The sequence below is a fragment of the Bacillus sp. 166amftsu genome, from assembly GCF_900107445.1.
Lineage (GTDB): Bacteria > Bacillota > Bacilli > Bacillales > Bacillaceae_G > Bacillus_A > Bacillus_A arachidis.
The window spans coordinates 1-24,917 of record NZ_FNQA01000031.1; the positions used below are offsets into that span (position 1 = coordinate 1).

Sequence of the window (24,917 nt, forward strand, 5' to 3'; positions counted from 1 at the left end):
TAGCTCCGGCGGCGAGAATGGTCGGTGGTTTCGCTTCTTCCTATGAGGCAAAGGGCGCCTCTACGTCAGAAGCTCCATCCCCCTTCCATTCTGAGCGAGCCGCCTGCGCTTTTAAAATAATAATTTGCGTTTTTTTGATTAAGTACCATATACTATTTGTATTAGATACTAGGATGTTGAGGTGAATGATGTGTTAGATCGTTTGCAAGCTGTAGAAGATCGTTATGAGAAGTTAAACGAATTATTAAGTGATCCAGAGGTTATTAGTGATTCGAATAAACTTCGTGAATATTCAAAGGAACAATCTGATATTCAAGAAACGGTAGAGGTGTACCGTGAATATAAAGATGTTCGTGAGCAATTACGAGACGCGAAGGCAATGTTAGAAGATAAGTTAGATGCTGACATGCGTGAAATGGTAAAGGAAGAAGTTTCTGAGCTAGAGAGGCAAGAGAAGGAATTATCAGAGCGTCTGAAAATTTTACTTGTTCCAAAAGACCCGAACGATGATAAAAACGTTATCGTAGAGGTACGTGGTGCTGCTGGTGGCGATGAGGCTGCTTTATTTGCCGGTGACTTATACCGTATGTATAGCCGTTATGCTGAGGTGCAAGGTTGGAAAACTGAAATTATCGAGGCAAGCTATACAGAATTAGGTGGATATAAAGAGATTATCTTTATGATCAACGGTAAAGGTGCTTTCGCAAAATTGAAATTTGAAAATGGTGCACACCGTGTGCAACGTGTTCCGGAAACAGAATCTGGGGGACGTATCCATACTTCTACAGCAACTGTAGCTGTATTACCAGAAGCGGAAGAAGTGGAAATCGATATTCATGAAAAAGATGTTCGTGTTGATACGTTTGCTTCTAGTGGACCTGGTGGACAAAGTGTTAATACAACGATGTCAGCGGTACGTTTAACGCATTTGCCGACTGGTGTAGTTGTATCTTGTCAGGATGAAAAGTCACAAATTAAGAACAAAGAAAAAGCAATGAAAGTATTACGTGCGCGTGTTTATGATAAGTTTAGGCAAGAAGCTCAGGCTGAGTACGATCAAAACCGTAAGCAAGCTGTTGGTACGGGAGACCGTTCAGAGCGTATCCGTACGTATAACTTCCCGCAAAACCGTGTTACAGACCATCGAATCGGTTTAACGATTCAAAAGCTAGATCAAATCTTACAAGGTAAGTTAGATGATTTCATTAACGCCTTAGTGATGGAAGATCAAGCGCAAAAGATGGAGGCAGCTGAGTAATGCGTGTCTATGAAGCCCTGAAATGGGCTTCTTCTTTTTTACAAGAAAATGGGCGAGATGAAAATGCGGGAGAAATCGTCCTTTGTCATGTATTAAAGACGAACCGAACAGGTTTAATGATGAATATGCGCGAAGCAATATCTGAGGAACAAGAGAAGACTTTTACGGAATTTATTCACAAACACGTTGATGGGATTCCTGTTCAATATATGATTGGATATGAAATGTTTTATGGTCGTTCGTTTTTTGTAAATGAAGAGGTGTTAATACCGAGGCCAGAAACAGAAGAGCTTATAGTAGGTGTGCTAGATAGAGTCCAGCGTATGTTTGGGAAGCGGGAACTACATGTAGCTGATATTGGTACGGGGAGTGGAGCTATTTCAATTACACTTGCCTTAGAAAATCAAAATCTTCATGTATATACAGTAGATATTGCGCAGGAATCGATTGAAGTTGCGAAAGAAAATGCAAAAGCATTAGGTGCCAATGTAACCTTCTATCATGGTGATTTATTATCACCGTTTTATGAAACAGGACAAAAATTAGATGTTGTTATTTCCAATCCGCCTTATATTCCAGAAGAAGACTGGAGAGGTCTTTCTCCGGTTGTAAAAGAGCATGAACCAAAGCGTGCACTTGTAGGCGGGGAAGATGGACTTGATTTTTATCGTCGTTTTATGGAAGAGTTGCCAACCGTTTTGCACAAGAAAGCGATTGTTGCTTTTGAAATAGGTGTAGGGCAAGGTGAGGATGTAAAAGAATTATTGAAACAGACATTCCCACATGCAGATGTAGAAGTTGTCTTTGATATTAACGGAAAAGATCGTATGGTCTTTGCAGAGATGGGGTAAGGTAGAACCTTACTCCATTTTTTTATGTTGATTTGTTGCATATACATCACGGTTATGAAAACAAAAGAAGTTCTCCACTCGTTTTCTCCTTTTGTTTTCATGTGGAACGGGGTAGGAAAAGGCCCTGACCGTATCTGTACATGGCTAGATGCTCTTTCCCATCCACAAAGAAAGGTTTTATATCCTCGAAAGTTTTTCTATAGATTTAGAATTTAATAGTTTAGAAAGAGGTAAGTGTGTCTACACTGTTTACCAGAAGGGACGGTGCAAAGACATGAAAAAACAAGTGATTGCCTATTTTCTTTTATTATTAATTGGTGCACAGCTACTTGTGCAGTTTGGATATATGAAAGCTGATGCGAAGGGGAATACTGTTATCCCGAAAGAAGCTGTACGATTACGTATTTTAGCAAATAGCGATTCAGATAAAGATCAAGCGTTAAAGCGTAAAGTGCGCGACGAAGTAAAAGCAGAAATTGATGGCTGGGTAGCAGATTTGAAATCATTTGAGGATGCACGTCGTGTCATTCAAAGTCACATCCCGGAAATTGAAAAAACGGTTGCTGAAACATTAAAGCGAGAAGGAAGTAAAGAATCCTTTCAAGTTACATTTGGGAAAAACATTAAATTTCCTACAAAAGTATATGGGAATTTTATTTATCCAGCAGGGGAATATGAAGCAGTACTCATTTCAATTGGAAAAGGTGAAGGTGCAAATTGGTGGTGCGTGTTATTCCCACCGATGTGTTTTCTAGACTTCTCAAGTGGATCAGCGGTAAAAAAAGAAGAGCATGTTGTAAAAGCGGAATCAATTGATGAGGAAGAACAACCAGTAGCACTGAAGGAAGAAAAAGAAGAAGTATCGAAGCAAACAATAAGACAAGAAACATCGAAAAAAGAGGTTGCTTCAAAAGTGCAAACTGCTGTGAAAGAGACAAGTAAAAAGCCTGCGCAAGAAAAAAGCGTGAAACAGGAAGAAAAACAGCTGGTGGAAAAAACAGAAAAAACGGTTGAAAAGAAACAAGAGCAAACAATTGAAACAGTAGAAGTAGAAGAGCAAGAGGACAAGCCAGAAGTTAAATTATTTATTGTAGAAGTATTTTCCTCATTATTTTCTAAATAAGTACTATTTTTGAATCCTTCCCCATATATAGAAATGAGGAGGGATTTGCTGTGAAAAAAACTTATTTTGCTACAAAAGATGATGTTGATAGGTTACATTCTTTTTTCGGACAAGCTAATAAAAAAGATGATAAAATAAATGAGTTATACGGGCAATTTATGATAATGGAAGATAACGGAGAAATCCAGGCTGTCATTGGTTATGAACAAAAAGGAGAGAACGCACTCATTCGTTCTTGTTTGTTCACACCTGCTGTGGATAACGAGACTTTCTTATATTTTTTTGAAATGTTTTTGCAGTATATGAAAGAGAAAAATATCTGGCAAGTATATTTACTCACAAATCATCCACAATCTGTGACGATATTTCAGTTTTTCAACTTTATATCTGTGGAAAAAGATCAAGTGTCAGATGATATTCAGCAACTAGAACATTTTTGTGAAAATATAAAACAGCAGGATGTAATAATACTAAATTGTCAGCTATTCACAAAGTTATCCACGGATTAATTAGGTTTATCCACATTTTGTGGATAAACCTTGTTTGTCTTTTGGATAAATGTCATAGTAAACTAACAATAGACAAGTATTTCATGGAAGAAAAGGACGTGTGAAAAAATGCATACAAATATGTGGGTTGTGGATAATGTTGTGGAAATAAAAAAAGATTATCCACAATTACAAGAAGCAGCAAGATTATTAAGAAAAAATGAAGCAATTGCCTTTCCAACTGAAACGGTTTATGGACTAGGAGCAAATGCGATGAATGATGAAGCGATTGCGAAGATTTTTGAAGCAAAAGGCAGACCGAGTGATAATCCACTTATTGTCCACATTGGTGCAAAATCACAATTAGGAGAAATTGTTAGAGAAATTACGCCAGTTGCGGAAGAATTAATGAAGCATTTTTGGCCGGGGCCATTAACGATTATTTTGCCTAAAAAAGATGGGATTTCAGAGAAGGTTACAGCGGGCTTAGATACGGTTGGAGTGAGAATGCCGGATCATCCAGTGGCACTTGCTCTTATTGAGGAAGCAAATGTACCTGTCGCAGCGCCAAGTGCTAATCGTTCTGGACGCCCAAGTCCAACACTTGCATCTCACGTATATGAAGATTTAAATGGGAAAATTGCTGGTATTGTTGACGGCGGTGCAACAGGTGTTGGCGTTGAATCAACAGTAATAGATTGTACAAGTGACGTGCCAACGATTTTACGTCCAGGCGGGATTACGAAGGAGCAATTAGAAGACGTGATCGGAACAGTTTCTTTGGATCCTGCGCTAAAAGATGAAAAAGAGAAACCGAAGGCGCCAGGAATGAAATATACCCATTATGCACCGAAAGCACCACTTAGTATTGTAGAAGGATCACGTGATTTTATTCAACAGCTTGTGGATAAGAAGAAAAGTGAAGGTTATGCAGTCGGTGTATTAACGACAGAAGAGAATCAACATGTGTATAAAGCAGATGTTGTGTTATCTTGTGGTATGCGAAGTGATTTAGCAAGCGTTGCGACGAAATTATACGATGTGCTTCGAACATTCGATGCTAGTAAAGTGGATATGATTTTTAGTGAGTCATTTCCGAATGAAGGAATTGGAAATGCAATTATGAACCGTCTAACGAAAGCAGCAGGGCATCATATTATTATTGAAGAGTAGATGGGTTGAAAAATGAGATAAAAACCTATTTTTTAAGGTGGGAGAGAGGATCCGCTTATGTATAGAAGCGGTTACCACCGTTTTTAGCCACATGCCAAGTGAAACCAGAAGGAGAAAACGAGTGTGGTTTACCTTTTGTTTTCATAACTCGTGATGAGAAGATTGAACAATTGAAACGAAGGTATCCTGTAAAGATTTTGCTGGAAGTTTCAAGTTATCTAGAAGAAATTCGTAGATTCTATTTTTCCTCGGATGAGCATATTGTGAAGTAGCGAGTCCGAGGAGGGACGAGAATGACGATCGAACAAATACTACCGTTGTTTATAATGGCATTTGCCTTAGGAATGGATGCATTTTCTGTAAGCCTCGGCATGGGGATGGTAGCCCTTAGAATGCGACAAATCATGTATATCGGTATGACGATAGGGGTGTTTCATATTGTTATGCCGTTTCTTGGTATGATACTAGGACGTTTTTTATCGGAGACATTTGGTCATATGGCAACTGTTGCCGGGGCTATTTTATTAATTGGATTAGGGTTTTATATTGTATACTCTGCAATTTTAGAAGGGGAAGAGACAAGATCTGCTCCGGTGGGGATAAGTTTACTTGTATTTGCGTTTAGTGTGAGTGTTGATAGTTTTTCGGTTGGGCTCAGCCTTGGGATTTACGGAGCACAAATGATTGTAACAATCTTACTATTTGGACTGGTTAGTATGATATTAGCCTGGAGTGGTTTACTGATTGGAAGGCATGCAAAGCGTTTACTTGGTATGTACGGTGAAGTAATAGGAGGTATCATTCTTGTTGGTTTTGGATTATGTCTTCTTTTTCCAATATAATCTTGCTACGATATAAGAAAATGGTACATCTGTTTTGTTTATATTTTTTTCAAGATAGTTACACATGCTTGTTGTTTTGCGGTTATTTTACAAATAACAGTGCTGGACTAGACTAGATTCATTCGTGAACGGTGAATATAAATTAATTCCTTTCTGTACAAAACATTTTTTCTAACAGTTGTTGTTTTAATGAAAAACCTTATATGGTAAAAAGGATGATAGGAATGACAAGGATAAAACAAGTTTTTGGTATTATTATTAGTTTTTTCGTATTTTGGTTTAGTGTGCTCGGTGTACAAATGTTTGCGGAGTTTCTAGATATAGATTCTTTAAAATTCATTCAGGGGAAAACAGAAGCAGCTCGTATGTTTTATTCTCCTTACCCATTTGTAATCGTTTTTCTTATTACATTACTTTCGCTCTATTTCTTTGTTATAAAGCTTGGGAATCCGAAAAAGGAAAGTGCGCCTGTGTTAGAGAAAAAGCGCGGGGAAGTATAATATATAGAAGAAGACCAGCTTGTGTGATGCCTAGGCTGGTCTTTTTGTGTTATAAAATGAGCGAGCCGCTTCCGCTTTTAAATTGGCCTTACAAGCTCAAATTGTTCTCCTAATTTGGCGTAGTTGTGTCCGGCTAGTCGGCTTATTGGTTTTAGTTCTTCTGCGTGAATACGTCCGTTTTCATATAAATGTTCTGCGATGTGGAAACGGACAATGCGGCCGATTAGTAGGTCACATGCGGGAGAGTCTTCTGTTCCTCCTAGTGGGATGGCTTGTTCTAATACGCATTCCATTCGAATATTCGCTTCTTTTACACCTGGTACGGAGATGACATCGCTTTCGATAGGGGTTAGCTTAGCTAATTCAATTTCACTTTGAGTTGGAGGGAGGTTTGCAGCGGTTTCGTTGATGGCCTCCACATAGGATTCATCGGAAATATGTACAACAAATTCACCTTTCTCAATTGCGTTTCGAGAAGTATCTTTTCGCTCTCCTCCTTTTCGCTGCACAGAAACTGAGATGAGCGGTGGATTAGCAGCAACAATATTAAAATAGCTGTATGGAGCTCCATTTAAAACCCCGTCTTTTGTTATAGAAGTAACGAATGCGACTGGGCGCGGAATAATACTCCCCGTTAATAATTTGTAATTATCTTTTTCTGTTTGTTCATTTGGATTAATCGAAAGCATATTTGGAATCTCCCTTCCTTGATATGAATACTTCTTTGTTTGTTTACAAGATAATGGAGGGAAACTCCTGCTAAAAAATTTTTTTTTTGACGGTTTTTGTAATCAATGATTTTGAAATATACAAGAGAGTAGAGTCTTTCTGTAACGTCAGCCGCAATTTTACATGGCATACTTAATATTTTTTATTTAATAGATGGATGTCGAGTGAATGGAACTGGCTAAATTCATCTTATTGGCGAAGGTGTTCGGCATGATGTACCTGATACATCGAAAAATTAAGCGATAGGTGAATCAATTGACGAAAAGAATTTATTAAGAAAAATAATCCAAACAAGCATTAACTTTTAAAGAATTTCAACTCTCTGCATTGATGGGAAGAATGAAATGACTTTATTATTTCGTTACACCTTTAACGGAACAGACCTTATGTTAATTTAGGCTGAATTAAATATATATTTTCTAAATTGCTATTGTAATCTCTACGAGAGTTGTATACTGGTATGAGTTAAAATACTCATTAGATTTAGGAGGCTTCTTACATGATTAGTGAGTTGAAAGAACAAGCACTTGATGAGCTTGATGGAAAATGGGGATTAGCAGTAGGGATTACATTGATCCTTACGTTTCCTTTCCTATGGACTTGTGGCTGGAGCGAAGTGATAGAATCGCTTGTGATAGATATTATTGTAATACTAATGGTTTGCCCTTTAACTCTAGGTGCCTATCATCTTGCTTTAAATACAGTTCGAGAAAAAACAGTTGGAATTGGGCAATTATTTGAATGGTGTACAGGGGTCAAAAAATACATTAAATCAATTTTAATACATTTACTAATTAGTACCTATCTGGCTTTATGGATATTGTTATTTATCATTCCGGGAATTGTTAAATGTTTCTCTTATACCATGACCTACTTTATTTTAAATGACCACCCAGAATTTTCAATGAACCAAGCTATTGCTGAAAGTCGCCGTATGATGAACGGAAATAAAATGGATTATTTCGTAATGTGTTTAAGTTTTATTGGCTGGTTTATATTAAGTGTCTTTACTTTAGGAATCGGTTTCTTGTGGTTAATCCCATATTTTTATACTACAAAAGCGGCGTTTTATGAGAAAGTTTCACAAGACTATTACAAAAGAAAATCTAGTTAAATTAATTTTTATTTAAGCTTAGTTTAATGGCAATGGAGGCTCATTATAAGCACTCTTTTTATGAGTTTTGTTTCTACTGAGTTGGAGACTTTGTATCGTATGTACATCAAGTTGGGACTTTTATGTCTTAGGCTTATGACACAACAGTCCCAACTAAATTACTATGATTGTTTTCATTTCAATAATTCGCTAGTTGACGCGATGAAAAACTTATGAAATACATTCATATGCAAAACATAAAAAGGGAATTGGTGAGTACAAGGAAGGAATATTGGTAGAAATCCTTAAGAAGATAATTATCTACTATTTTAGGAAAGATAAAGTAATGAAAATCTATACGGATTAAAGTTGTAAGGACAACAAAAGACCACCAAGTTTTTTTACTTGGTGGTCTTACTATTTTAATGAGCTTGAGTGTTAGAAATTTATCAATCTAACTGCAAATGTATATTCCGATGGTGTAAAAAAATACCTTGAAACCAAAATGATTAATTAAAGTAAAACATAAGCGCCAGGCCCAGTTAATCCAACACCAACTGCGATAGCGATTAAGATCATGTTATATTCAAAACCGTTTTGTGTTACCCAGTAGCCATTTTTTCCGTGTACAGTAAAGATTGCAACTAGCATTGTACCAACGATAAATAATGAGCCAACCCAAGTGAAGATACCTGCCGCGAATAAGAAACCGCCTAATAGTTCAGTTGCACCAGCCATAAATGCCATGAATACGCCAGGGCGTAAGCCAATTGATTCCATCCAGCCGCCTGTTCCTTTTAGGCCGTGACCACCAAACCAACCGAATAATTTCTGAGCACCGTGGCCCATGAATGTAATTCCAATAATAAGACGAATAATAAGAAGACCGATGTTCATCATCTATAAAACCTCCAAAAAGTTATTTACTTACCTTATGTAAATTATAATAAATCAGTTACTTACTTTAGTCAAGTTACTTTCGAAAAAACATAAAGAAATTTTACAAATCAATAACAAAAAATAAAATGTTGTAAAGACCTCTAGACGAGTTGTGAAAAAAAGGAGAAAATATACGTAAGAAGTTTATTTCTATTATTGTTATTCAGACAATTTGAATTGACTGGAATTTTACAAGGCGATACAATAAGGCTCTATTAGTAAGTACGCAATTTTTTTCGAAAGCGTTTTTACACTATAATATTTGAAGTATGAAGTCTTACATGTATCGCAATCTTTACTAGGGAGTACCCTATACATTTTTAATCTAATTATAAGGAGGACCATCCTATGTTTAAAAAATTATTTGGTCTTGGCTCAAAAACAAATGCAGAAACAATCGTAGCTCCATTAACTGGAGAAGTGAAAAATATTGAAGAAGTACCAGATCCAGTATTTGCTGGTCGTATGATGGGTGACGGTGTTGCAATCGTTCCAACTGAAGGTGTAGTTGTATCACCAGTAGACGGTGAAATTGTACAATTATTCCATACAAAACACGCTGTTGGAATTAAAGCGAAAAATGGTACAGAAATTTTAATTCACGTTGGTTTAGAAACTGTAAAAATGGAAGGCGAAGGTTTCGAAGCTCACGTATCTGAAGGACAAGCTGTGAAAGCTGGCGACAAATTAATTTCTTTCGATTTAGAATTAATTCGCGAAAAAGCAAAAAGCACAATTACTCCAATCGTTATTACAAACACGGATGCAACAGAATCTATTCATACAACTATAGGCGTATCAGCTACAAAAGGTGCAACTGAAGTAATGAAAGTTACAATGAAATAATGATGTTTTGTAAGGAATCTATTTCATATGAAATGGATTCCTTAATTTATTTAGTTATAAGTTTTTTTCGTGGGATGTTTCAGTTATGTATGGTACTATATTGAGGGCACTTGGAACTAGGGTTTCACATATATGTGGATAGGGCGTATTTCTCTAAGAAAAAATAAAGGAGAAATGCGCCTTTTGTATATTCACATTTCTTTTGTTCCATTGTAATCTACGTTATGATGAGTGTAGGACATTCACCATAAGGAGGGAGCTTAGATGAAGCGAGTGTTGTTTGTTTGCACTGGAAATACATGTCGTAGCCCAATGGCAGAGGCGTTGCTTCGTCACTATGGAGAAGGGAAGTTTGAGGCGAAGTCTGCTGGTGTTTTTGCCAATCCTGGAAGTGACGCATCTTTATATGCAAAAGATGCATTGGCAGAAAAAGGGGTTAAAATAGCGCATGCTTCGCAGCAAATAACGGAAGAATTACTTGAGTGGGCGGATATGGTTCTCACGATGACGGAAAGCCATAAGCAACTTGTGCTTGGGTACTATCCGAATGCGGGGGAGAAAGTGCATACATTATATAAATTTGTAGAAGGTACAAGTAAAGATATTTCAGACCCATTTGGTGGTTCTCTATCTATTTATCAATCAACATTAGTAGAGATGGAAGAACTTATACAAACTTTATTGGAAAAACATTCAGAAGGTTAATGTTTCGTGTATAATACGATATTGGAGATGATCTTGCTCGGAATGAGCAAGTGAGTATCAGTTTTTTTTGCAATCATTCATCAGTGGGGGGAAGAACCCTACTTGATAGAAGTTTCACTAAAATTTTGGAGGGGTCAAAATGAAAGTAGTAGTAGCATCTGATCACGGTGGAATGAATATCCGCAAAGAAATCGTAAGTTTATTAGAAGAGCTAAATATTGAATATGTTGATTTAGGATGTGAATGTGAAGCAGGATCTGTTGATTATCCTGATTTTGCATTTCCAGCGGCAGAAATGGTTGCAAATGGTGAAGTAGACCGTGGTATTTTAGTTTGTGGAACAGGTATTGGTATGTCAATTGCAGCAAATAAAGTACACGGTATTCGCTGTGCGTTAGTACATGATACATTTAGTGCAAAAGCAACAAGAGAACATAATGATACAAACATGTTAGCGATGGGTGAGCGTGTGATTGGTGCTGGTTTAGCGCGTGATATTGCAAAAATTTGGCTGACAACTGATTACGAAGGTGGACGTCACGAAAATCGCGTAGGGAAAATTAAAACATACGAAGCGAAGTAATCTTTTATTAGGACATACTATCATTTGTTGAACCAACCTGTGAAAGGAAGAGGCGTCATGACGGAAATAGTAAAGGTGAAAGAGCAGCTACAAATATCGCTTTCTGATTTTCAAGAGCAAGCTTCTTTACAAAGCGGGCAAATTTTTGTAGTGGGCTGTAGCACGAGCGAAGTGCTAGGAGAGAAAATTGGAACATCAGGAACGATGGAAGTGGCAGAAGCGATTTTTTCTGAGCTAAAACAATTTCAAGAGCAAACTGGCATAGAATTGGCATTCCAATGTTGCGAGCATTTAAATCGTGCTTTAGTAGTAGAGAGAGAAGTAGCAATGAAGTATCAATTTGAAATTGTAACCGTTACGCCTGTTAGATCAGCTGGTGGTGCATTAGCAACATACGCCTATCAAAATCTAAAGGATCCTGTAGTAGTGGAGTTTATAAAAGCAGATGCAGGTATGGATATCGGTGATACATTTATTGGTATGCATCTAAAACATGTTGCAGTTCCAATTCGTACACGTGTAAAAGAGATTGGAAGTGCGCACGTAACGATGGCCAAAACACGTACGAAACTTATTGGTGGGGCACGTGCTGTATATGCGGAAGTAGAAGAAACAGTTACTTGTAGCTAAAAATAAAGTAAAATTTTAATCAGTGGGTGGCTTCATCTCCCGTTGATTATTAGCTCGACCAATCGGACCTTTACGGGCAGTTGATTCCCCACTTAGCCTTTTGCTTTTGCTGAATTTTGAGGTGAAGGTCTTACTGCCCGTTCATGCGGAAGTAGAAGAAACAGGGATACAGTATCTTTCGTAAAGACGTATGTAGTCTGACTTCATAAAGGATAAAAAGAAAAGACCGAACTCGGTCTTTTTTTCTTTTATGATATAGAAAGTCATGTTAGAATGTAGTTGAAAACATGAAGGTTCGAAGGAATTACAACTTGAATTTTCGTTTTTTCTGAATAAATAAGAAAAAACTGTTGGGAATCGGTGTAATTCGTTCAGAAAAGGGGGATTTTGGTGGATCATTTAAAACGTCAAGATGAAGAAGTATTTGCTGCAATTGAGGCAGAACTAGGAAGACAGCGTTCAAAGATTGAGTTAATTGCTTCAGAAAACTTCGTAAGTGAAGCTGTAATGGAAGCGCAAGGTTCTGTTTTAACAAACAAGTATGCGGAAGGATATCCTGGTAAACGTTACTATGGCGGTTGTGAGCATGTAGACGTAGTAGAGGATATCGCACGTGATCGTGTAAAAGAAATCTTTGGCGCAGAGCATGTAAACGTTCAACCACACTCTGGTGCACAAGCGAACATGGCTGTATACTTCACGATTTTAGAGCAAGGCGATACAGTACTTGGTATGAACTTATCCCACGGTGGTCACTTAACACACGGAAGCCCTGTTAACTTCAGTGGGGTACAATACAATTTCGTAGAATATGGCGTAGATGCTGAATCACACCGCATCAATTATGATGATGTGTTAGCAAAAGCAAAAGAACACAAGCCAAAATTAATCGTTGCAGGTGCAAGTGCATACCCTCGTGTTATCGATTTCAAGAGATTCCGTGAAATCGCAGACGAAGTAGGTGCATACTTAATGGTAGATATGGCACATATCGCAGGTTTAGTTGCAGCAGGCTTACATCCGAACCCAGTACCACATGCACATTTCGTTACAACAACAACACATAAAACATTACGTGGCCCACGCGGCGGTATGATTTTATGTGAAGAAAAATTTGCAAAGCAAATTGATAAATCAATCTTCCCTGGTATTCAAGGTGGACCACTAATGCACGTAATTGCTGCGAAAGCTGTTGCGTTTGGTGAGGCACTTCAAGAAGACTTTAAAATATATGCACAAAACATCATTAATAATGCGCAGCGCCTAGCGGAAGGTCTTCAAAAAGAAGGACTTACACTTGTTTCTGGTGGAACGGACAACCATCTTATCTTAATCGATGTTCGTAACCTAGATATTACAGGTAAAGTTGCAGAGCACATATTAGATGAAGTTGGTATTACTGTAAACAAGAACACAATCCCATTTGAAACAGCAAGCCCATTTGTAACAAGCGGTGTACGTATTGGTACAGCGGCGGTAACATCTCGCGGATTTGGCTTAGAAGAAATGGATGAAATTGCAGCAATCATTGCTCATACGTTAAAAAATCATGAGAATGAAACGGCATTAGAAGAAGCACGTAAACGTGTAGAAGCATTAACAGCAAAATTCCCAATGTATACAGGTCTATAATAAATTGAATGAAGACTGTTAAAACACATCTTGTTTTAACAGTCTTTTTTATTTCTGAATCTAAATTTCAATATATAGTTTTCGGGATGTAATGTGATGAAGATTTGCTTCATAATGTAGAAAAGTAATAATGATGGACAGAAGAGCATACATTACTCTTTTAGTATGTATACAAAACGTGAATAAATTTTGGATATATAATGAAGGATACGAATTCCATAAATGGTAAAGATATTAGGTATGTTCATAATCAAATTGAAACTTTTCCAAATTTGCCCTTGAATATTAGTAGCGTTTTCTTTACAATCGTAAATAGTGTAAAACGGCGTGTGCACACGCATGAATATCATCTTAAGGAGAGATTCACATGGGAAAACTGTATGTATTTGATCACCCGCTAATTCAACATAAGATTACATATATTCGCGATAAAAATACAGGTACAAAAGAATTTCGTGAATTAGTGGATGAAGTAGCAAGCTTAATGGCATTTGAAATTACACGTGATCTTCCACTTGAAGAAATCGAGATTGAAACCCCTGTAAGCAAAGCGAAAACAAAAGTGATCGCTGGTAAAAAGCTTGGTCTAATTCCGATTTTACGTGCAGGTTTAGGGATGGTAGACGGAATTCTGAAATTAATCCCAGCAGCAAAAGTGGGACACGTTGGTTTATATCGTGACCCGAAAACATTGCAACCGGTAGAATACTATGTGAAACTTCCAACGGATGTAGAAGAACGTGACTTTATCGTACTTGATCCGATGTTAGCAACAGGTGGTTCTGCGGCGGAAGCAATTAACTCTCTGAAAAAGCGCGGTGCGAAGCAAATTAAATTAATGTGTATCGTAGCTGCACCAGAAGGAGTAAAAGTAGTACAAGAAGAACATCCTGATGTTGATATTTATGTAGCGGCATTAGATGAGAAATTAAATGACCATGGTTATGTTGTTCCAGGTCTTGGCGATGCTGGTGACCGTTTATTTGGAACGAAGTAAGACAACAGACGAGAGGGGGTTCCTGCTCGTCTTTTTTTATGTAAAAACATGGAGAGGGGAGGGGTGATGGTATTTTTTGTATATGCAACATAACTTGCATATCTTTCACATATAATATAGAAGTCGAACGTCTAATAAGCTCTGTATTGTAGAGGAAAAACGTTATATCGTAAAAATATAATCGTGACAAACTTGTGAACTTTTTCTTCTATTATAAGGAGAAAACTTGAAGAAATTTGATATCTTTGGCCAGTATTTAGAAGGGGAACGTTTTCATTTTTGGCAGGAAATGACTAATACTCAAATTTTTAGATTTTTTACGATTTCTCGTTGACAGTGCTAATACCCTATTGTATGCTAACTACGGGGATGGATGGTAGGGCTTTCAGTGACAAATTTGCATCTATTCCGTGACAAAAAAGTAAACTTTTTATTTTGTATAGAATTTATACAAAAAAATGAGTTATTATTAACACATCGTGAATGAGGGTTACATATTGGAGGGATGAATCCTTGCAAAAAAACGATCGCAACCCAGTCAAAGCATATGCTTTAATGTCAGGAATTCTTGCTCAGCTAGTCGGTTCCATTCTTGTTGGAATTTTTGGTGGGCAATGGATTGATAGTAAGGTTGGAACGTTTCCGTTGTTTCTCATTATAGGCTTATTGCTAGGATTAGGAACAGGGATTTACGCAATGATTCGACTCATTCGACATTATTATTCGGGAGAGCAATGATGATAGACGTACATGGACTTGTCCAAAGACAAAAGAAATATATGTACTACTTGCTTGCGCTTCTAGTGCTAGGATGGGGATTTACCTCTTACAAGGATGTATTTCTTGGGCTGATTATCGGAACGATTTTCAGTTTTCTTAGTTTGCGCATCATTGCACGTAGAACAGACAAGCTATTAGATCGCGTTACCAATGGAGAGAACGTGAAATTTAAAGCAACGGCTGTCAGTACATATTCGAGATTTGCCACGATTGGATTATTAATTTTATTTGCGGCAAAATATCAGCATTTAATTGCGATGTGGAGCTTAGGTGTAGGATTGCTGACAGGATACCTTGTCATGATCATAGATTTTCTTTATTTAGAGTATAAGAGCAGGGAAGAGAGGTGAATTACTAGTGGAACACGGTAAATTAGTTGAATTTCTAGGTTTAACGTTCGATTTATCATCAGTTATGATGGTCACTATTTCAGCAGTTATTGTTTTTTTAATCGCTGTTATTGGAACTCGCAGCTTAGCTCTTCGTCCTACCGGAATGCAAAACTTCATGGAATGGATTTTAGACTTCGTGAAAGGGATCATTAACAGTACAATGGACTGGAAAACAGGTGGGCGCTTTTTAACACTTGGCGTAACACTTATGATGTTTATTTTCGTATCAAACATGCTAGGTTTACCATTCATGTATTCAACAACTGAGGCTGGTGAACACATTGCATGGTGGAGATCGCCAACGTCTGATCCAGCAGTTACATTAACATTAGCCGTGATGGTAGTTACCCTCACCCATTATTATGGAATTAAGATGAAGGGTACAAAAGGATATGTCAAAGGTTTCTTCCAACCTATGTCATTCTTATTTCCTTTAAAGGTTATTGAGGAGTTTGCTAACACATTAACGTTAGGTCTTCGTCTATTTGGTAACATTTATGCAGGTGAGATTTTGTTAGGATTACTTGCTAAATTAGGTGGAAGTACAGTACTTGGAGCATTAGGTGCTATTGTGCCGATGTTAGCGTGGATGGGATTCAGTGTGTTCGTTGGTTCAATCCAAGCGTTCATTTTTACAATGTTAACGATGGTTTACATGGCTCATAAAGTAAGTCATGACCATTAATATACTTTAATAAGTAAGTAAAAAAATCTATTTTTTTATAATACAAAGGAGGACAAATTAAATGAGTTTAGGTGTAATCGCAGCTGCAATTGCAATTGGTTTATCAGCATTAGGTGCAGGTATTGGTAACGGTCTTATCGTATCACGTACAATCGAAGGTGTTGCTCGTCAACCAGAATTAAAAGGCGCACTTCAAACAATTATGTTCATCGGGGTTGCATTAGTTGAGGCACTTCCAATCATCGGTGTAGTTATTGCATTCATCGTAATGAACAAATAAGGGAGACTCCCCTTACATAGATGGCGAAGAGTGTTTTTGGACTTTCTTCGCCATTGCTTTATGAACGAAATGTATGTCTTTTTTTTTCATATAGTAAATTTAGATATCACGAAGGGAGTGAATCCTTGTGCCAACTTTAATGTTAGGAGCTGCCATTCCATTTGGAACGATCGCTTATACATTGGTCGTTTTCCTAATTTTATTAGTAATGCTACGTAAATTTGCTTGGGGTCCTTTGATGGGAATTATGAAGGAACGTGAAGAGCATGTTGCTAGCGAAATCGACGCTGCAGAACAAAATAATGCAGAGGCGAAAAAGTTAGTAGAAGAACAACGTGAAATGTTAAAACAATCACGTGTTGAAGCACAAGAGTTAATCGAAAGAGCGAAAAAACAAGCAGAAGATCAAAAAGATGGTATTGTTGCCGCTGCAAAAGAAGAAGCAGAATCTATCAAAGCATCTGCTGTACAAGAAATTCAACGCGAAAAAGAGCAAGCAATTGCTGCTCTGCAAGAACAAGTCGCTTCTTTATCTGTTCAAATTGCTTCTAAAGTAATTGAGAAAGAATTAAAAGAAGAAGACCAAGTGAAGTTAATTCGCGATTATATTAAAGAAGTAGGAGAAGCGCGATGAGCAATGAGATTGTAGCAAAACGTTATGCTGTCGCTCTTTTTCAAATTGCAAAAGAAAAACACGTATTAGAAATGTTTGAAGAGGAATTACGCCTTGTACAAAACGTTTTTGTAAAAAACGGAGAACTACATAGCTTTTTAACACAACCAAACATTTCAAAGGAGCAGAAAAAAACGTTCCTTTCGAACGTATTCTCTTCTGTTTCTGAATCAATTTTAAATACGTTATATATTTTAATTGATAACAAACGCATTGAAATTCTACCTGAAATTGCAAATGAATATGTTGTTCTTGCTAATGACGAGCGTAACGTTGCTGATGCAACTGTATATTCAGTTCGTCCGCTATCAGAAGATGAAAAGCTTAGCATTGCAGAATCATTCGCAAAGAGAACAGGAAAAGATGCAATTCGTATTAAAAATGTTGTAGATGAAGATTTACTAGGCGGCATTAAAGTACGCATTGGAAATCGCATTTATGATGGTAGTTTACAAGGAAAGTTAGCACGTATTCAGCGTGAACTTATGAAGAATAGATAGGGGTGAAGCACATGAGCATCAGAGCTGAAGAAATTAGCGCACTGATAAAGCAACAAATCGAGAACTATCAGTCTGAAATCGAAGTTAGTGATGTTGGTACAGTTATCCAAGTTGGTGACGGTATCGCGCGTGCTCATGGTCTTGATAACGTAATGGCTGGTGAACTTGTAGAGTTCTCTAACGGCGTTATGGGACTAGCACAAAACTTAGAGGAAAACAACGTAGGTATCATTATTTTAGGACCTTACACAGAAATCCGTGAAGGTGATGAAGTTCGTCGTACTGGTCGCATCATGCAAGTACCAGTAGGGGCAGAACTAATTGGTCGTGTTGTAAACCCATTAGGTCAACCAGTAGACGGTTTAGGCCCAATCAATACAACAAAAACTCGTCCAATCGAAAGTCCAGCACCAGGTGTAATGGATCGTAAATCTGTTCATGAGCCACTTCAAACAGGTATTAAAGCGATCGATGCTCTTGTACCAATTGGTCGTGGTCAACGTGAGTTAATCATCGGTGACCGTCAAACAGGTAAAACAGCAGTTGCACTTGATACAATCTTGAACCAAAAAGATGAAGATATGATTTGTATCTACGTTGCAATTGGACAAAAAGAATCTACAGTACGTAACGTAGTAGAAACACTACGTAAGCACGGTGCGTTAGAGTACACAATCGTTGTAACAGCATCAGCTTCTCAACCAGCTCCATTATTATACTTAGCTCCTTACGCTGGTGTAACAATGGGTGAAGAGTTCATGTACAATGGTAAACACGTATTAGTAGTATATGATGACTTATCGAAACAAGCAGCTGCTTATCGTGAGCTTTCATTACTATTACGTCGTCCTCCAGGTCGTGAAGCGTATCCAGGGGATGTATTCTACTTACATTCTCGCTTACTAGAGCGTGCAGCAAAATTAAGTGATGCAAAAGGCGGCGGTTCTTTAACAGCTTTACCTTTCATCGAAACACAAGCAGGGGACGTATCAGCATACATCCCAACAAACGTAATCTCTATCACAGATGGACAGATCTTCTTACAATCTGATTTATTCTTCTCTGGTGTACGTCCAGCGATCGATGCAGGTACTTCGGTATCTCGTGTTGGTGGAGCTGCTCAGATTAAAGCGATGAGTAAAGTATCAGGTACACTTCGTCTTGACCTTGCATCTTATCGTGAGTTAGAAGCGTTCGCTGCGTTCGGTTCTGACCTTGATAAAGCAACACAAGCGAAATTAAACCGTGGTGCTCGCACAGTTGAAGTATTAAAACAAGGATTACACAAACCACTGCGAGTAGAGAAACAAGTTATCATTCTTTACGCTCTAACACGTGGGTTCTTAGATGATATCCCAGTAGTAGATATCACTCGTTTTGAAGAAGAACTCCATGCGTGGTTAGATTCAAATGCAGCTGAATTATTAAGCGAAATCCGTACAACAAAAAAACTTGCGGATGACGAGAAATTTGCTGCAGCAATCAACGGATTTAAGAAAGTATTCGTAGCTTCTGAATAATAAAAGGCGGAAGTGGCTTGTTAGCCACTGGAGCTAGATTATATAAAAGGTGATTCTTTAAGGAATTGCTAACGGTTATGTAAAGGAAAAGAGTAGGTGCACCTATTCTTTTCCTTCAATCATGAGCAAGAAGATCTTGCAACGTAGATTAGAAAGATGAACGACAAGGATTCTTACTAATCGTGCCAACTTCCGGAAAAAAGGTGGTGAAAACCTGTGGCATCTTTACGCGATATAAAAGCGAAAATTAACTCGACTAAGAAAACGAGTCAAATTACGAAAGCGATGGAGATGGTATCTGCATCGAAATTGAACCGTGCAGAACAAAATGCTAAATCTTTCGTTCCGTATATGGAAAAGATTCAAGAAGTAGTAGCGAGTATTGCGCAAGGTAGCAAAGGAATTAATCATCCAATGTTAACAGCGCGTCCTGTAAAACGTACAGGATACATCGTTATCACGTCTGATCGCGGACTAGCAGGTGGTTATAACAGTAACGTATTACGTACGGTAAGTAACGTAATTCGTGAACGTCATAATATGGATTCAAACCAATATTCAATTATTGTGCTTGGACGACTAGGACGTGATTATTTAAAACGTCGTGGCTTTAATATTATTGATGAAGTAGTTGGATTATCTGACCACCCGTCATTTACGGATATTAAAGACCTTGCTTCTCGAGCAATTGCGATGTTTGCAGATGGCGCTTATGATGAGCTGTATATTTACTACAACCATTTCGTAAGTAAAATTTCACAAGAAGTAACGGAAAATAAAATTTTACCGCTTACGGACGTGAAGTCGGACAAACCGACGACAGCTTATGAGTTTGAACCTTCTGAAGAAGATATTTTAAAAGTATTATTGCCACAATACGCAGAAAGCTTAGTTTACGGTGCATTACTAGACGGTAAAGCAAGTGAACACGCAGCGCGTATGACAGCAATGAAGAGTGCTACAGACAACGCAATGGAAGTTATCGATACACTTACACTTTCATTCAACCGTGCTCGACAAGCAGCGATTACGCAAGAAATTACGGAAATCGTTGGTGGAGCAGCAGCGCTAGAATAGTAATATAAAGTAGAAGCGGTTCGTTCAGAATGGGAGGGGGATGGAGCTTTTGCCTCGTAGGAAAAAGCGAAGCCACCGAGCATTCTAACCGCTGGAGCTAGATTGAATAAAAGGTGGAAGCGGCTCTATTATAAGAGTCGCCTAAGCTACACTAATAAAAAATGAAAGCCGACTGCTCATAAAAAGCTGGCTAATTTAGAGAAAGCTAGGAGGGAACCCGATGAACAAAGGGCGCGTTACGCAAATCATGGGTCCGGTTGTAGACGTTAAGTTTGACGGCGGAAAGCTACCTGAAATCTACAATGCCCTTAGAATTAAAAAAGATGAAGTTAACTTAACTTTAGAAGTTGCACTTCACTTAGGTGATGACACAGTTCGTACGGTTGCAATGTCTTCTACAGATGGACTTGTTCGTGGTACAGAAGTAGAGGATACTGGTAAACCAATTTCTGTTCCAGTTGGTGATGCAACACTTGGTCGTGTATTTAACGTATTAGGTGATGCAATTGACTTAGATGGTGAAGTTGCAGCGGATGTACGCCGTGATCCAATTCATCGTCAAGCACCTGCATTCGAAGAGCTATCTACAAAAGTAGAAATTCTTGAAACTGGTATTAAAGTAGTAGACTTACTTGCTCCATACATTAAAGGTGGTAAAATCGGTCTATTTGGTGGTGCCGGTGTAGGTAAAACAGTATTAATCCAGGAGTTAATTAACAACATCGCACAAGAGCACGGTGGTATCTCTGTATTCGCTGGTGTAGGTGAGCGTACTCGTGAAGGTAACGACTTATACCATGAAATGAGCGATTCTGGCGTAATTAAGAAAACAGCGATGGTATTCGGACAAATGAACGAGCCACCTGGTGCACGTCAACGTGTTGCATTAACAGGTTTAACAATGGCTGAACATTTCCGTGATGAGCAAGGACAAGACGTACTATTGTTCATCGATAACATCTTCCGTTTCACGCAAGCGGGTTCTGAAGTATCTGCCCTTCTTGGTCGTATGCCATCTGCGGTAGGTTACCAACCAACACTTGCAACTGAAATGGGTCAATTACAAGAACGTATTACATCTACAAATAAAGGGTCTATCACGTCTATCCAAGCGGTATATGTACCAGCCGATGACTACACTGACCCAGCACCAGCTACAACGTTCGCTCACTTAGATGCAACAACAAACCTAGAGCGTCGTTTAACACAAATGGGTATTTACCCAGCGGTAGATCCATTGGCATCTACATCTCGTGCGCTTTCTCCGGAAATCGTAGGAGAAGAGCATTATTCAGTTGCTCGTCAAATTCAGCAAACCCTACAACGTTATAAAGAGCTTCAAGATATCATCGCTATCTTAGGTATGGACGAGTTATCTGAAGAAGATAAATTAGTTGTACATCGTGCTCGTCGTGTTCAGTTCTTCTTATCACAGAACTTCCACGTAGCGGAGCAATTTACAGGTCAAAAAGGATCTTATGTACCTGTAAAAGAAACAGTTCGTGGTTTCAAAGAAATTCTAGAAGGAAAATATGATGACCTTCCAGAAGATGCATTCCGCTTAGTTGGTGGCATTGAAGAAGTTATTGAAAATGCGAAGAAAATGATGGCGTAAGGCCTTAGGAGGGACGAATTATGAAGACATTTCCAGTCAGTATTGTAACTCCTGATGGACCGGTTTACGAAAAAGAAGTAGAAATGGTAAGCGTGAAAGCAGAAAGTGGGGAAATGGGGATCTTACCAGGTCACATTCCTACTGTTGCACCGCTAAAAATTAGTGCGGTTCGTTTGAAAAATGGCGGTCACACTGATTATGTAGCGGTAAGTGGTGGCTTTATCGAAGTTCGTCCAGATAAAGTGACAGTATTAGCACCATCTGCTGAAGAAGCAAACCATATCGATATTCATCGTGCAAACGAAGCGAAGCGTCGTGCTGAGCAACGTATGCAAGATAAACAAGTACATGTTGACTTCAAGCGTGCAGAACTTGCACTAAAACGTGCGGTTAACCGTTTGAATGTTTCTGATATGAAATAAAAAAATCCGTAAAGGTTCATTCCTTTACGGATTTTTTTATTTCACCCTGCTATTTTCCGGCAGCAATATTCCAGCTTAAACTCAACTGTATCCCTAGGAGAACTAAAATTTATGTATTCCAAAAATATTTCCAAAAATGGTACAATTATTATGTTTCTTCCTAGAGAAACTTACTATTTCGATTGAACAGAAGGGGATGAGAAAGTGATTAGTGAACTGAAACGGGAGGCATTAGAATCTTTAAGAGGAAGATGGGGATTGAGTGTTGGGGCAACGTTTATATATTATCTTATGGCGTTTGCTATTATGTTTGCGATGTACTTTATATTTTTTATATTTGTTATGTCTTTTGTTTTTGCAGTAGGTGGAGTTGCAGATGGAATAACAGATGGAATAACAGATATATTTTATACGGATATGTTTTCGGTTGTCGCTCTTATTATTTTTTTATTGCTTTATTTTATTTTTATATTGGCTCTGTTTTCTTCGCAGGGAATTACGTTATACGGATACTATAATACCGTTTTCCAGTTAAGTAAAAAAGGTAATGTTACAATAGATTCTGTATTTGAAGGGTTTCGTGGTTTTAAGAGAATGATGGCTACTATGAGAGTGATGATTTTGATTCCTCTTTATTCAGGGATATGGCTGCCGTTTTTAGTAATGCTGATATTGCCATTCTTAATACCAGGTGACGGTACGGGATTTTTAATTGTTTATATTGTTTCAATGATCATCACGATTATCCTTATGATTATGGCGTTTTTTTCGTACTCAATGACATTTTTTGTGTTAATTGAACATCCAGAGTATCCGGTTTTACGAGCAATGAAGGAAAGTAAAGCAATGATGAAAGGACATAAAATGGACTTATTCCTTTTATACCTTAGCTTTATTGGTTGGCTGATATTAGGTACGATTACTATAATCGGAGTACTATGGGTAATGCCGTATATGTATACGACAACAGCACATTTTTATCAGTACATATCAGAAAAAAATAGTTATGAGCCCCCAGCATAAACATGCTAGGTTTTTTTTATAGGAATTTCATAAATTCTTTACCGCTTAGTGGCTTACGGTAGCCTTGTATGTATTTACAGCTGTTATTGTGCATGAATTGAAGTTATTCTTTCGTTTCAATTCCTTTCGTAACAAAATGAAGAGGGATTTGAGTGTTTATGAAATGAGTTCGAATGATTGTATACCAAGTGATGTAAGGGAAAGTCTTCCTCTATGTTACTTGGTTTTTCTTTTCCCCAATATATCGACATTGGAATTTGAAGTTTGTTATAATGACAATAATCTCATTATTTAGAAAAATTTAAAAATAATAAATGATGCAGATGAGACATATTGTTTACTAAGTGAACTTGTTCCGAATTTAAGGGGGAGGGTTTCAGGGTGGCGAATGTATATGAAAATAGTTATATGATTGTTGGCATCTTTTTACTATTGGGCATATTGCTACCAGTAGTGGCTCTTACATTAGGCAAGCTGCTGCGCCCACATAAACCAAGCGCAGCAAAGGGAACGACGTATGAAAGCGGAATTGAACCTTATCATGATGCAAATGTTCGTTTTCATGCTCGTTATTATATTTTTGCGTTATTGTTTGTAATTTTTGATGTGGAAACTGTATTTTTATATCCGTGGGCTGTCGCATATGACAGGCTTGGTTTGTTTGCGCTTGTTGAAATGTTAATCTTTGTCATTATGTTGCTTGTTGGCCTGGCATATGCTTGGAAAAAGAAGGTGTTACAATGGCTATAAATTTCGAAGAATTACATCCACAGGAACGGGCGGAATTAGAGCGGAATATTTTCTTTACGACATTAGAGCAAGTAAAGGGATGGGCAAGGAGCAATTCTTTATGGCCGATGACATTTGGACTTGCATGCTGTGCGATTGAAATGATGGGAGTTGGCTCATCACATTATGATTTAGATCGATTTGGATCATTTTTTCGAACATCGCCGAGGCAATCAGATGTCATGATTGTTTCAGGAACAGTAACAAAGAAAATGGCGCCAATTGTGCGTCGTTTATACGACCAAATGCCGGAACCAAAATGGGTTATTGCAATGGGGTCCTGTGCAACAGCTGGTGGTCCATATGTGAACTCGTATGCTGTTGTGAAAGGAGTGGACCAAATCGTACCAGTAGATGTGTACATTCCAGGCTGTCCCCCGAACCCGGCGGCTTTAATTTATGGGATTAATAAATTGAAAGAGAAGATTCGTTACGAAGCAAAGACTGGAAAGCAGGTGACGAATAGATGAGCGATTCAAATAAAGAGATAGAGGATATGAAAAAAGAGGCTGCAAGACATGCGAAAGAAGAAGCGCGGAAACGGCTTGCTGCTAAGCATGAGATGGAAATGTCTAATGGAGTACAAGAAGAAAAGGAGAAAGCGCTACCAAAAGATAGCGAGGTCAGTATAGAGGAAGCAAAACACCATGCCGTAGAGGTTGCGTTAGCGAAGCAGGAAGCAAAAGAAAGTGAATCCCCATCAGAAGAAAAGGCGAAAGCAGCCGCAGCAGCAAAAGCAAAGGCAGCAGCGTTAGCGAAGCAGAAAGCAAAA

General features: G+C 38.1%; 30 protein-coding genes and 2 pseudogenes. 30 read left to right on the forward strand and 2 right to left on the reverse strand.

What is annotated here, in order from left to right; all coding sequences use genetic code 11:
- Positions 1 to 190 precede the first annotated feature (190 nt).
- The 7 genes from prfA to BLV40_RS26105 all read left to right on the forward strand — a co-directional run bounded on the left by prfA (position 191) and on the right by BLV40_RS26105 (position 6,235).
- Positions 191 to 1,258 carry a peptide chain release factor 1 gene (gene prfA, locus BLV40_RS26075; RefSeq protein ID WP_026591843.1) on the forward strand — a complete coding sequence of 356 codons (1,068 nt, stop codon included), beginning with the start codon at positions 191 to 193 and terminating at the stop codon, positions 1,256 to 1,258.
- Entirely contained in the window at positions 1,258 to 2,109 is an 852-nt protein-coding gene (gene prmC, locus BLV40_RS26080; protein ID WP_090695476.1) for a peptide chain release factor N(5)-glutamine methyltransferase, read from the forward strand. The genes prfA and prmC overlap by 1 nt, the downstream gene beginning before the upstream one ends.
- A 274-nt stretch (positions 2,110 to 2,383) precedes the next feature.
- The gene (gene spoIIR, locus BLV40_RS26085; protein ID WP_090695477.1) at positions 2,384 to 3,232 is read left to right on the forward strand and encodes a stage II sporulation protein R; all 849 of its coding nucleotides are present in this window, start codon (positions 2,384 to 2,386) and stop codon (positions 3,230 to 3,232) included.
- 50 nt (positions 3,233 to 3,282) lie between these two features.
- On the forward strand, positions 3,283 to 3,741 hold the full coding sequence (locus tag BLV40_RS26090; RefSeq protein WP_026591846.1) for a GNAT family N-acetyltransferase: 459 nt from the start codon (positions 3,283 to 3,285) through the stop codon (positions 3,739 to 3,741).
- 108 nt (positions 3,742 to 3,849) lie between these two features.
- Positions 3,850 to 4,893, forward strand: coding sequence for an L-threonylcarbamoyladenylate synthase (locus tag BLV40_RS26095; protein ID WP_090695480.1), 1,044 nt, complete (start codon positions 3,850 to 3,852; stop codon positions 4,891 to 4,893).
- Between the two features lie 293 nt (positions 4,894 to 5,186).
- Positions 5,187 to 5,735, forward strand: coding sequence for a manganese efflux pump MntP (locus BLV40_RS26100; protein WP_090695483.1), 549 nt, complete (start codon positions 5,187 to 5,189; stop codon positions 5,733 to 5,735).
- A 224-nt stretch (positions 5,736 to 5,959) separates the two neighbouring features.
- Complete coding sequence (locus tag BLV40_RS26105; protein WP_090695485.1) at positions 5,960 to 6,235, forward strand: DUF3935 domain-containing protein; 276 nt, start codon at positions 5,960 to 5,962, stop codon at positions 6,233 to 6,235.
- A 77-nt stretch (positions 6,236 to 6,312) separates the two neighbouring features.
- Here BLV40_RS26105 and BLV40_RS26110 read toward each other — a convergent pair whose 3' ends face one another.
- Positions 6,313 to 6,924, reverse strand: a complete 612-nt coding sequence (locus BLV40_RS26110; RefSeq protein ID WP_026591850.1) for a flavin reductase family protein — start codon at positions 6,922 to 6,924, stop codon at positions 6,313 to 6,315.
- A gap of 93 nt (positions 6,925 to 7,017) precedes the next feature.
- On the opposite strand from BLV40_RS26110, the pseudogene BLV40_RS29860 reads away from it, so the two are divergent.
- Both BLV40_RS29860 and BLV40_RS26115 read left to right on the forward strand, forming a co-directional pair.
- Positions 7,018 to 7,210 (forward strand): annotated as a pseudogene (locus tag BLV40_RS29860) (CPBP family intramembrane glutamate endopeptidase); the annotation flags it as partial.
- Positions 7,211 to 7,463: 253 nt separating this feature from the next.
- Positions 7,464 to 8,078, forward strand: a complete 615-nt coding sequence (locus BLV40_RS26115) for a DUF975 family protein (protein WP_090695487.1) — start codon at positions 7,464 to 7,466, stop codon at positions 8,076 to 8,078.
- Positions 8,079 to 8,570: 492 nt separating this feature from the next.
- On the opposite strand, the gene BLV40_RS26120 is transcribed toward BLV40_RS26115, so the two are convergent.
- Positions 8,571 to 8,957, reverse strand: a complete 387-nt coding sequence (locus BLV40_RS26120) for a DoxX family protein (RefSeq protein WP_090695489.1) — start codon at positions 8,955 to 8,957, stop codon at positions 8,571 to 8,573.
- 387 nt (positions 8,958 to 9,344) lie between these two features.
- On the opposite strand from BLV40_RS26120, the gene BLV40_RS26125 reads away from it, so the two are divergent.
- From BLV40_RS26125 to BLV40_RS26235, 21 genes and pseudogenes are all read left to right on the forward strand, one after another.
- Entirely contained in the window at positions 9,345 to 9,842 is a 498-nt protein-coding gene (locus BLV40_RS26125; protein WP_026591853.1) for a PTS sugar transporter subunit IIA, read from the forward strand.
- A gap of 264 nt (positions 9,843 to 10,106) precedes the next feature.
- Positions 10,107 to 10,547, forward strand: coding sequence for a low molecular weight protein arginine phosphatase (locus BLV40_RS26135; protein WP_090695492.1), 441 nt, complete (start codon positions 10,107 to 10,109; stop codon positions 10,545 to 10,547).
- A 139-nt stretch (positions 10,548 to 10,686) separates the two neighbouring features.
- Entirely contained in the window at positions 10,687 to 11,130 is a 444-nt protein-coding gene (gene rpiB / locus BLV40_RS26140) for a ribose 5-phosphate isomerase B (RefSeq protein ID WP_026591855.1), read from the forward strand.
- Between the two features lie 57 nt (positions 11,131 to 11,187).
- Complete coding sequence (locus BLV40_RS26145) at positions 11,188 to 11,760, forward strand: TIGR01440 family protein (RefSeq protein ID WP_090695495.1); 573 nt, start codon at positions 11,188 to 11,190, stop codon at positions 11,758 to 11,760.
- 390 nt (positions 11,761 to 12,150) lie between these two features.
- Positions 12,151 to 13,392 carry a serine hydroxymethyltransferase gene (gene glyA / locus BLV40_RS26150; RefSeq protein ID WP_139265624.1) on the forward strand — a complete coding sequence of 414 codons (1,242 nt, stop codon included), beginning with the start codon at positions 12,151 to 12,153 and terminating at the stop codon, positions 13,390 to 13,392.
- Positions 13,393 to 13,759: 367 nt separating this feature from the next.
- Positions 13,760 to 14,389, forward strand: coding sequence for a uracil phosphoribosyltransferase (gene upp, locus BLV40_RS26155; RefSeq protein WP_003202275.1), 630 nt, complete (start codon positions 13,760 to 13,762; stop codon positions 14,387 to 14,389).
- Between the two features lie 373 nt (positions 14,390 to 14,762).
- Positions 14,763 to 14,876 (forward strand): DUF4024 domain-containing protein, encoded by a 114-nt coding sequence (locus BLV40_RS26160; protein WP_081811022.1) that lies wholly within the window; start codon positions 14,763 to 14,765, stop codon positions 14,874 to 14,876.
- Between the two features lie 26 nt (positions 14,877 to 14,902).
- Positions 14,903 to 15,127 carry an AtpZ/AtpI family protein gene (locus tag BLV40_RS26165; RefSeq protein ID WP_001171217.1) on the forward strand — a complete coding sequence of 75 codons (225 nt, stop codon included), beginning with the start codon at positions 14,903 to 14,905 and terminating at the stop codon, positions 15,125 to 15,127.
- Positions 15,127 to 15,519: an ATP synthase subunit I gene (locus BLV40_RS26170; protein ID WP_000567602.1), complete on the forward strand. Its 393-nt coding sequence runs from the start codon at positions 15,127 to 15,129 to the stop codon at positions 15,517 to 15,519. The genes BLV40_RS26165 and BLV40_RS26170 overlap by 1 nt, the downstream gene beginning before the upstream one ends.
- A 7-nt stretch (positions 15,520 to 15,526) precedes the next feature.
- Positions 15,527 to 16,246 carry a F0F1 ATP synthase subunit A gene (gene atpB / locus BLV40_RS26175; protein ID WP_026591858.1) on the forward strand — a complete coding sequence of 240 codons (720 nt, stop codon included), beginning with the start codon at positions 15,527 to 15,529 and terminating at the stop codon, positions 16,244 to 16,246.
- A gap of 61 nt (positions 16,247 to 16,307) precedes the next feature.
- Positions 16,308 to 16,526 (forward strand): F0F1 ATP synthase subunit C, encoded by a 219-nt coding sequence (gene atpE, locus BLV40_RS26180; protein WP_000052064.1) that lies wholly within the window; start codon positions 16,308 to 16,310, stop codon positions 16,524 to 16,526.
- Between the two features lie 127 nt (positions 16,527 to 16,653).
- Complete coding sequence (gene atpF, locus BLV40_RS26185) at positions 16,654 to 17,160, forward strand: F0F1 ATP synthase subunit B (protein WP_026591859.1); 507 nt, start codon at positions 16,654 to 16,656, stop codon at positions 17,158 to 17,160.
- On the forward strand, positions 17,157 to 17,699 hold the full coding sequence (locus BLV40_RS26190) for a F0F1 ATP synthase subunit delta (RefSeq protein ID WP_026591860.1): 543 nt from the start codon (positions 17,157 to 17,159) through the stop codon (positions 17,697 to 17,699). Before atpF ends, BLV40_RS26190 begins: the two co-directional genes overlap by 4 nt.
- Positions 17,700 to 17,710: 11 nt before the next feature.
- Complete coding sequence (atpA, locus tag BLV40_RS26195) at positions 17,711 to 19,219, forward strand: F0F1 ATP synthase subunit alpha (RefSeq protein ID WP_026591861.1); 1,509 nt, start codon at positions 17,711 to 17,713, stop codon at positions 19,217 to 19,219.
- 216 nt (positions 19,220 to 19,435) lie between these two features.
- Positions 19,436 to 20,296: a F0F1 ATP synthase subunit gamma gene (gene atpG / locus BLV40_RS26200; protein WP_026591862.1), complete on the forward strand. Its 861-nt coding sequence runs from the start codon at positions 19,436 to 19,438 to the stop codon at positions 20,294 to 20,296.
- A 220-nt stretch (positions 20,297 to 20,516) separates the two neighbouring features.
- Positions 20,517 to 21,911, forward strand: coding sequence for a F0F1 ATP synthase subunit beta (gene atpD, locus BLV40_RS26210; protein ID WP_026591863.1), 1,395 nt, complete (start codon positions 20,517 to 20,519; stop codon positions 21,909 to 21,911).
- A gap of 20 nt (positions 21,912 to 21,931) precedes the next feature.
- Positions 21,932 to 22,333 (forward strand): F0F1 ATP synthase subunit epsilon, encoded by a 402-nt coding sequence (gene atpC, locus BLV40_RS26215; protein ID WP_026591864.1) that lies wholly within the window; start codon positions 21,932 to 21,934, stop codon positions 22,331 to 22,333.
- A gap of 204 nt (positions 22,334 to 22,537) precedes the next feature.
- Positions 22,538 to 23,356, forward strand: coding sequence for a DUF975 family protein (locus BLV40_RS26220; RefSeq protein WP_090695501.1), 819 nt, complete (start codon positions 22,538 to 22,540; stop codon positions 23,354 to 23,356).
- Positions 23,357 to 23,737: 381 nt separating this feature from the next.
- On the forward strand, positions 23,738 to 24,106 hold the full coding sequence (locus BLV40_RS26225; RefSeq protein WP_090695504.1) for an NADH-quinone oxidoreductase subunit A: 369 nt from the start codon (positions 23,738 to 23,740) through the stop codon (positions 24,104 to 24,106).
- A complete protein-coding gene (gene nuoB / locus BLV40_RS26230; protein ID WP_017153544.1) occupies positions 24,097 to 24,615 on the forward strand; it encodes an NADH-quinone oxidoreductase subunit NuoB in 519 nt (172 codons plus the stop codon). The genes BLV40_RS26225 and nuoB overlap by 10 nt, the downstream gene beginning before the upstream one ends.
- Positions 24,612 to 24,917: pseudogene (locus BLV40_RS26235) on the forward strand (NADH-quinone oxidoreductase subunit C); the annotation flags it as partial. The gene nuoB and the pseudogene BLV40_RS26235, both read left to right, overlap by 4 nt.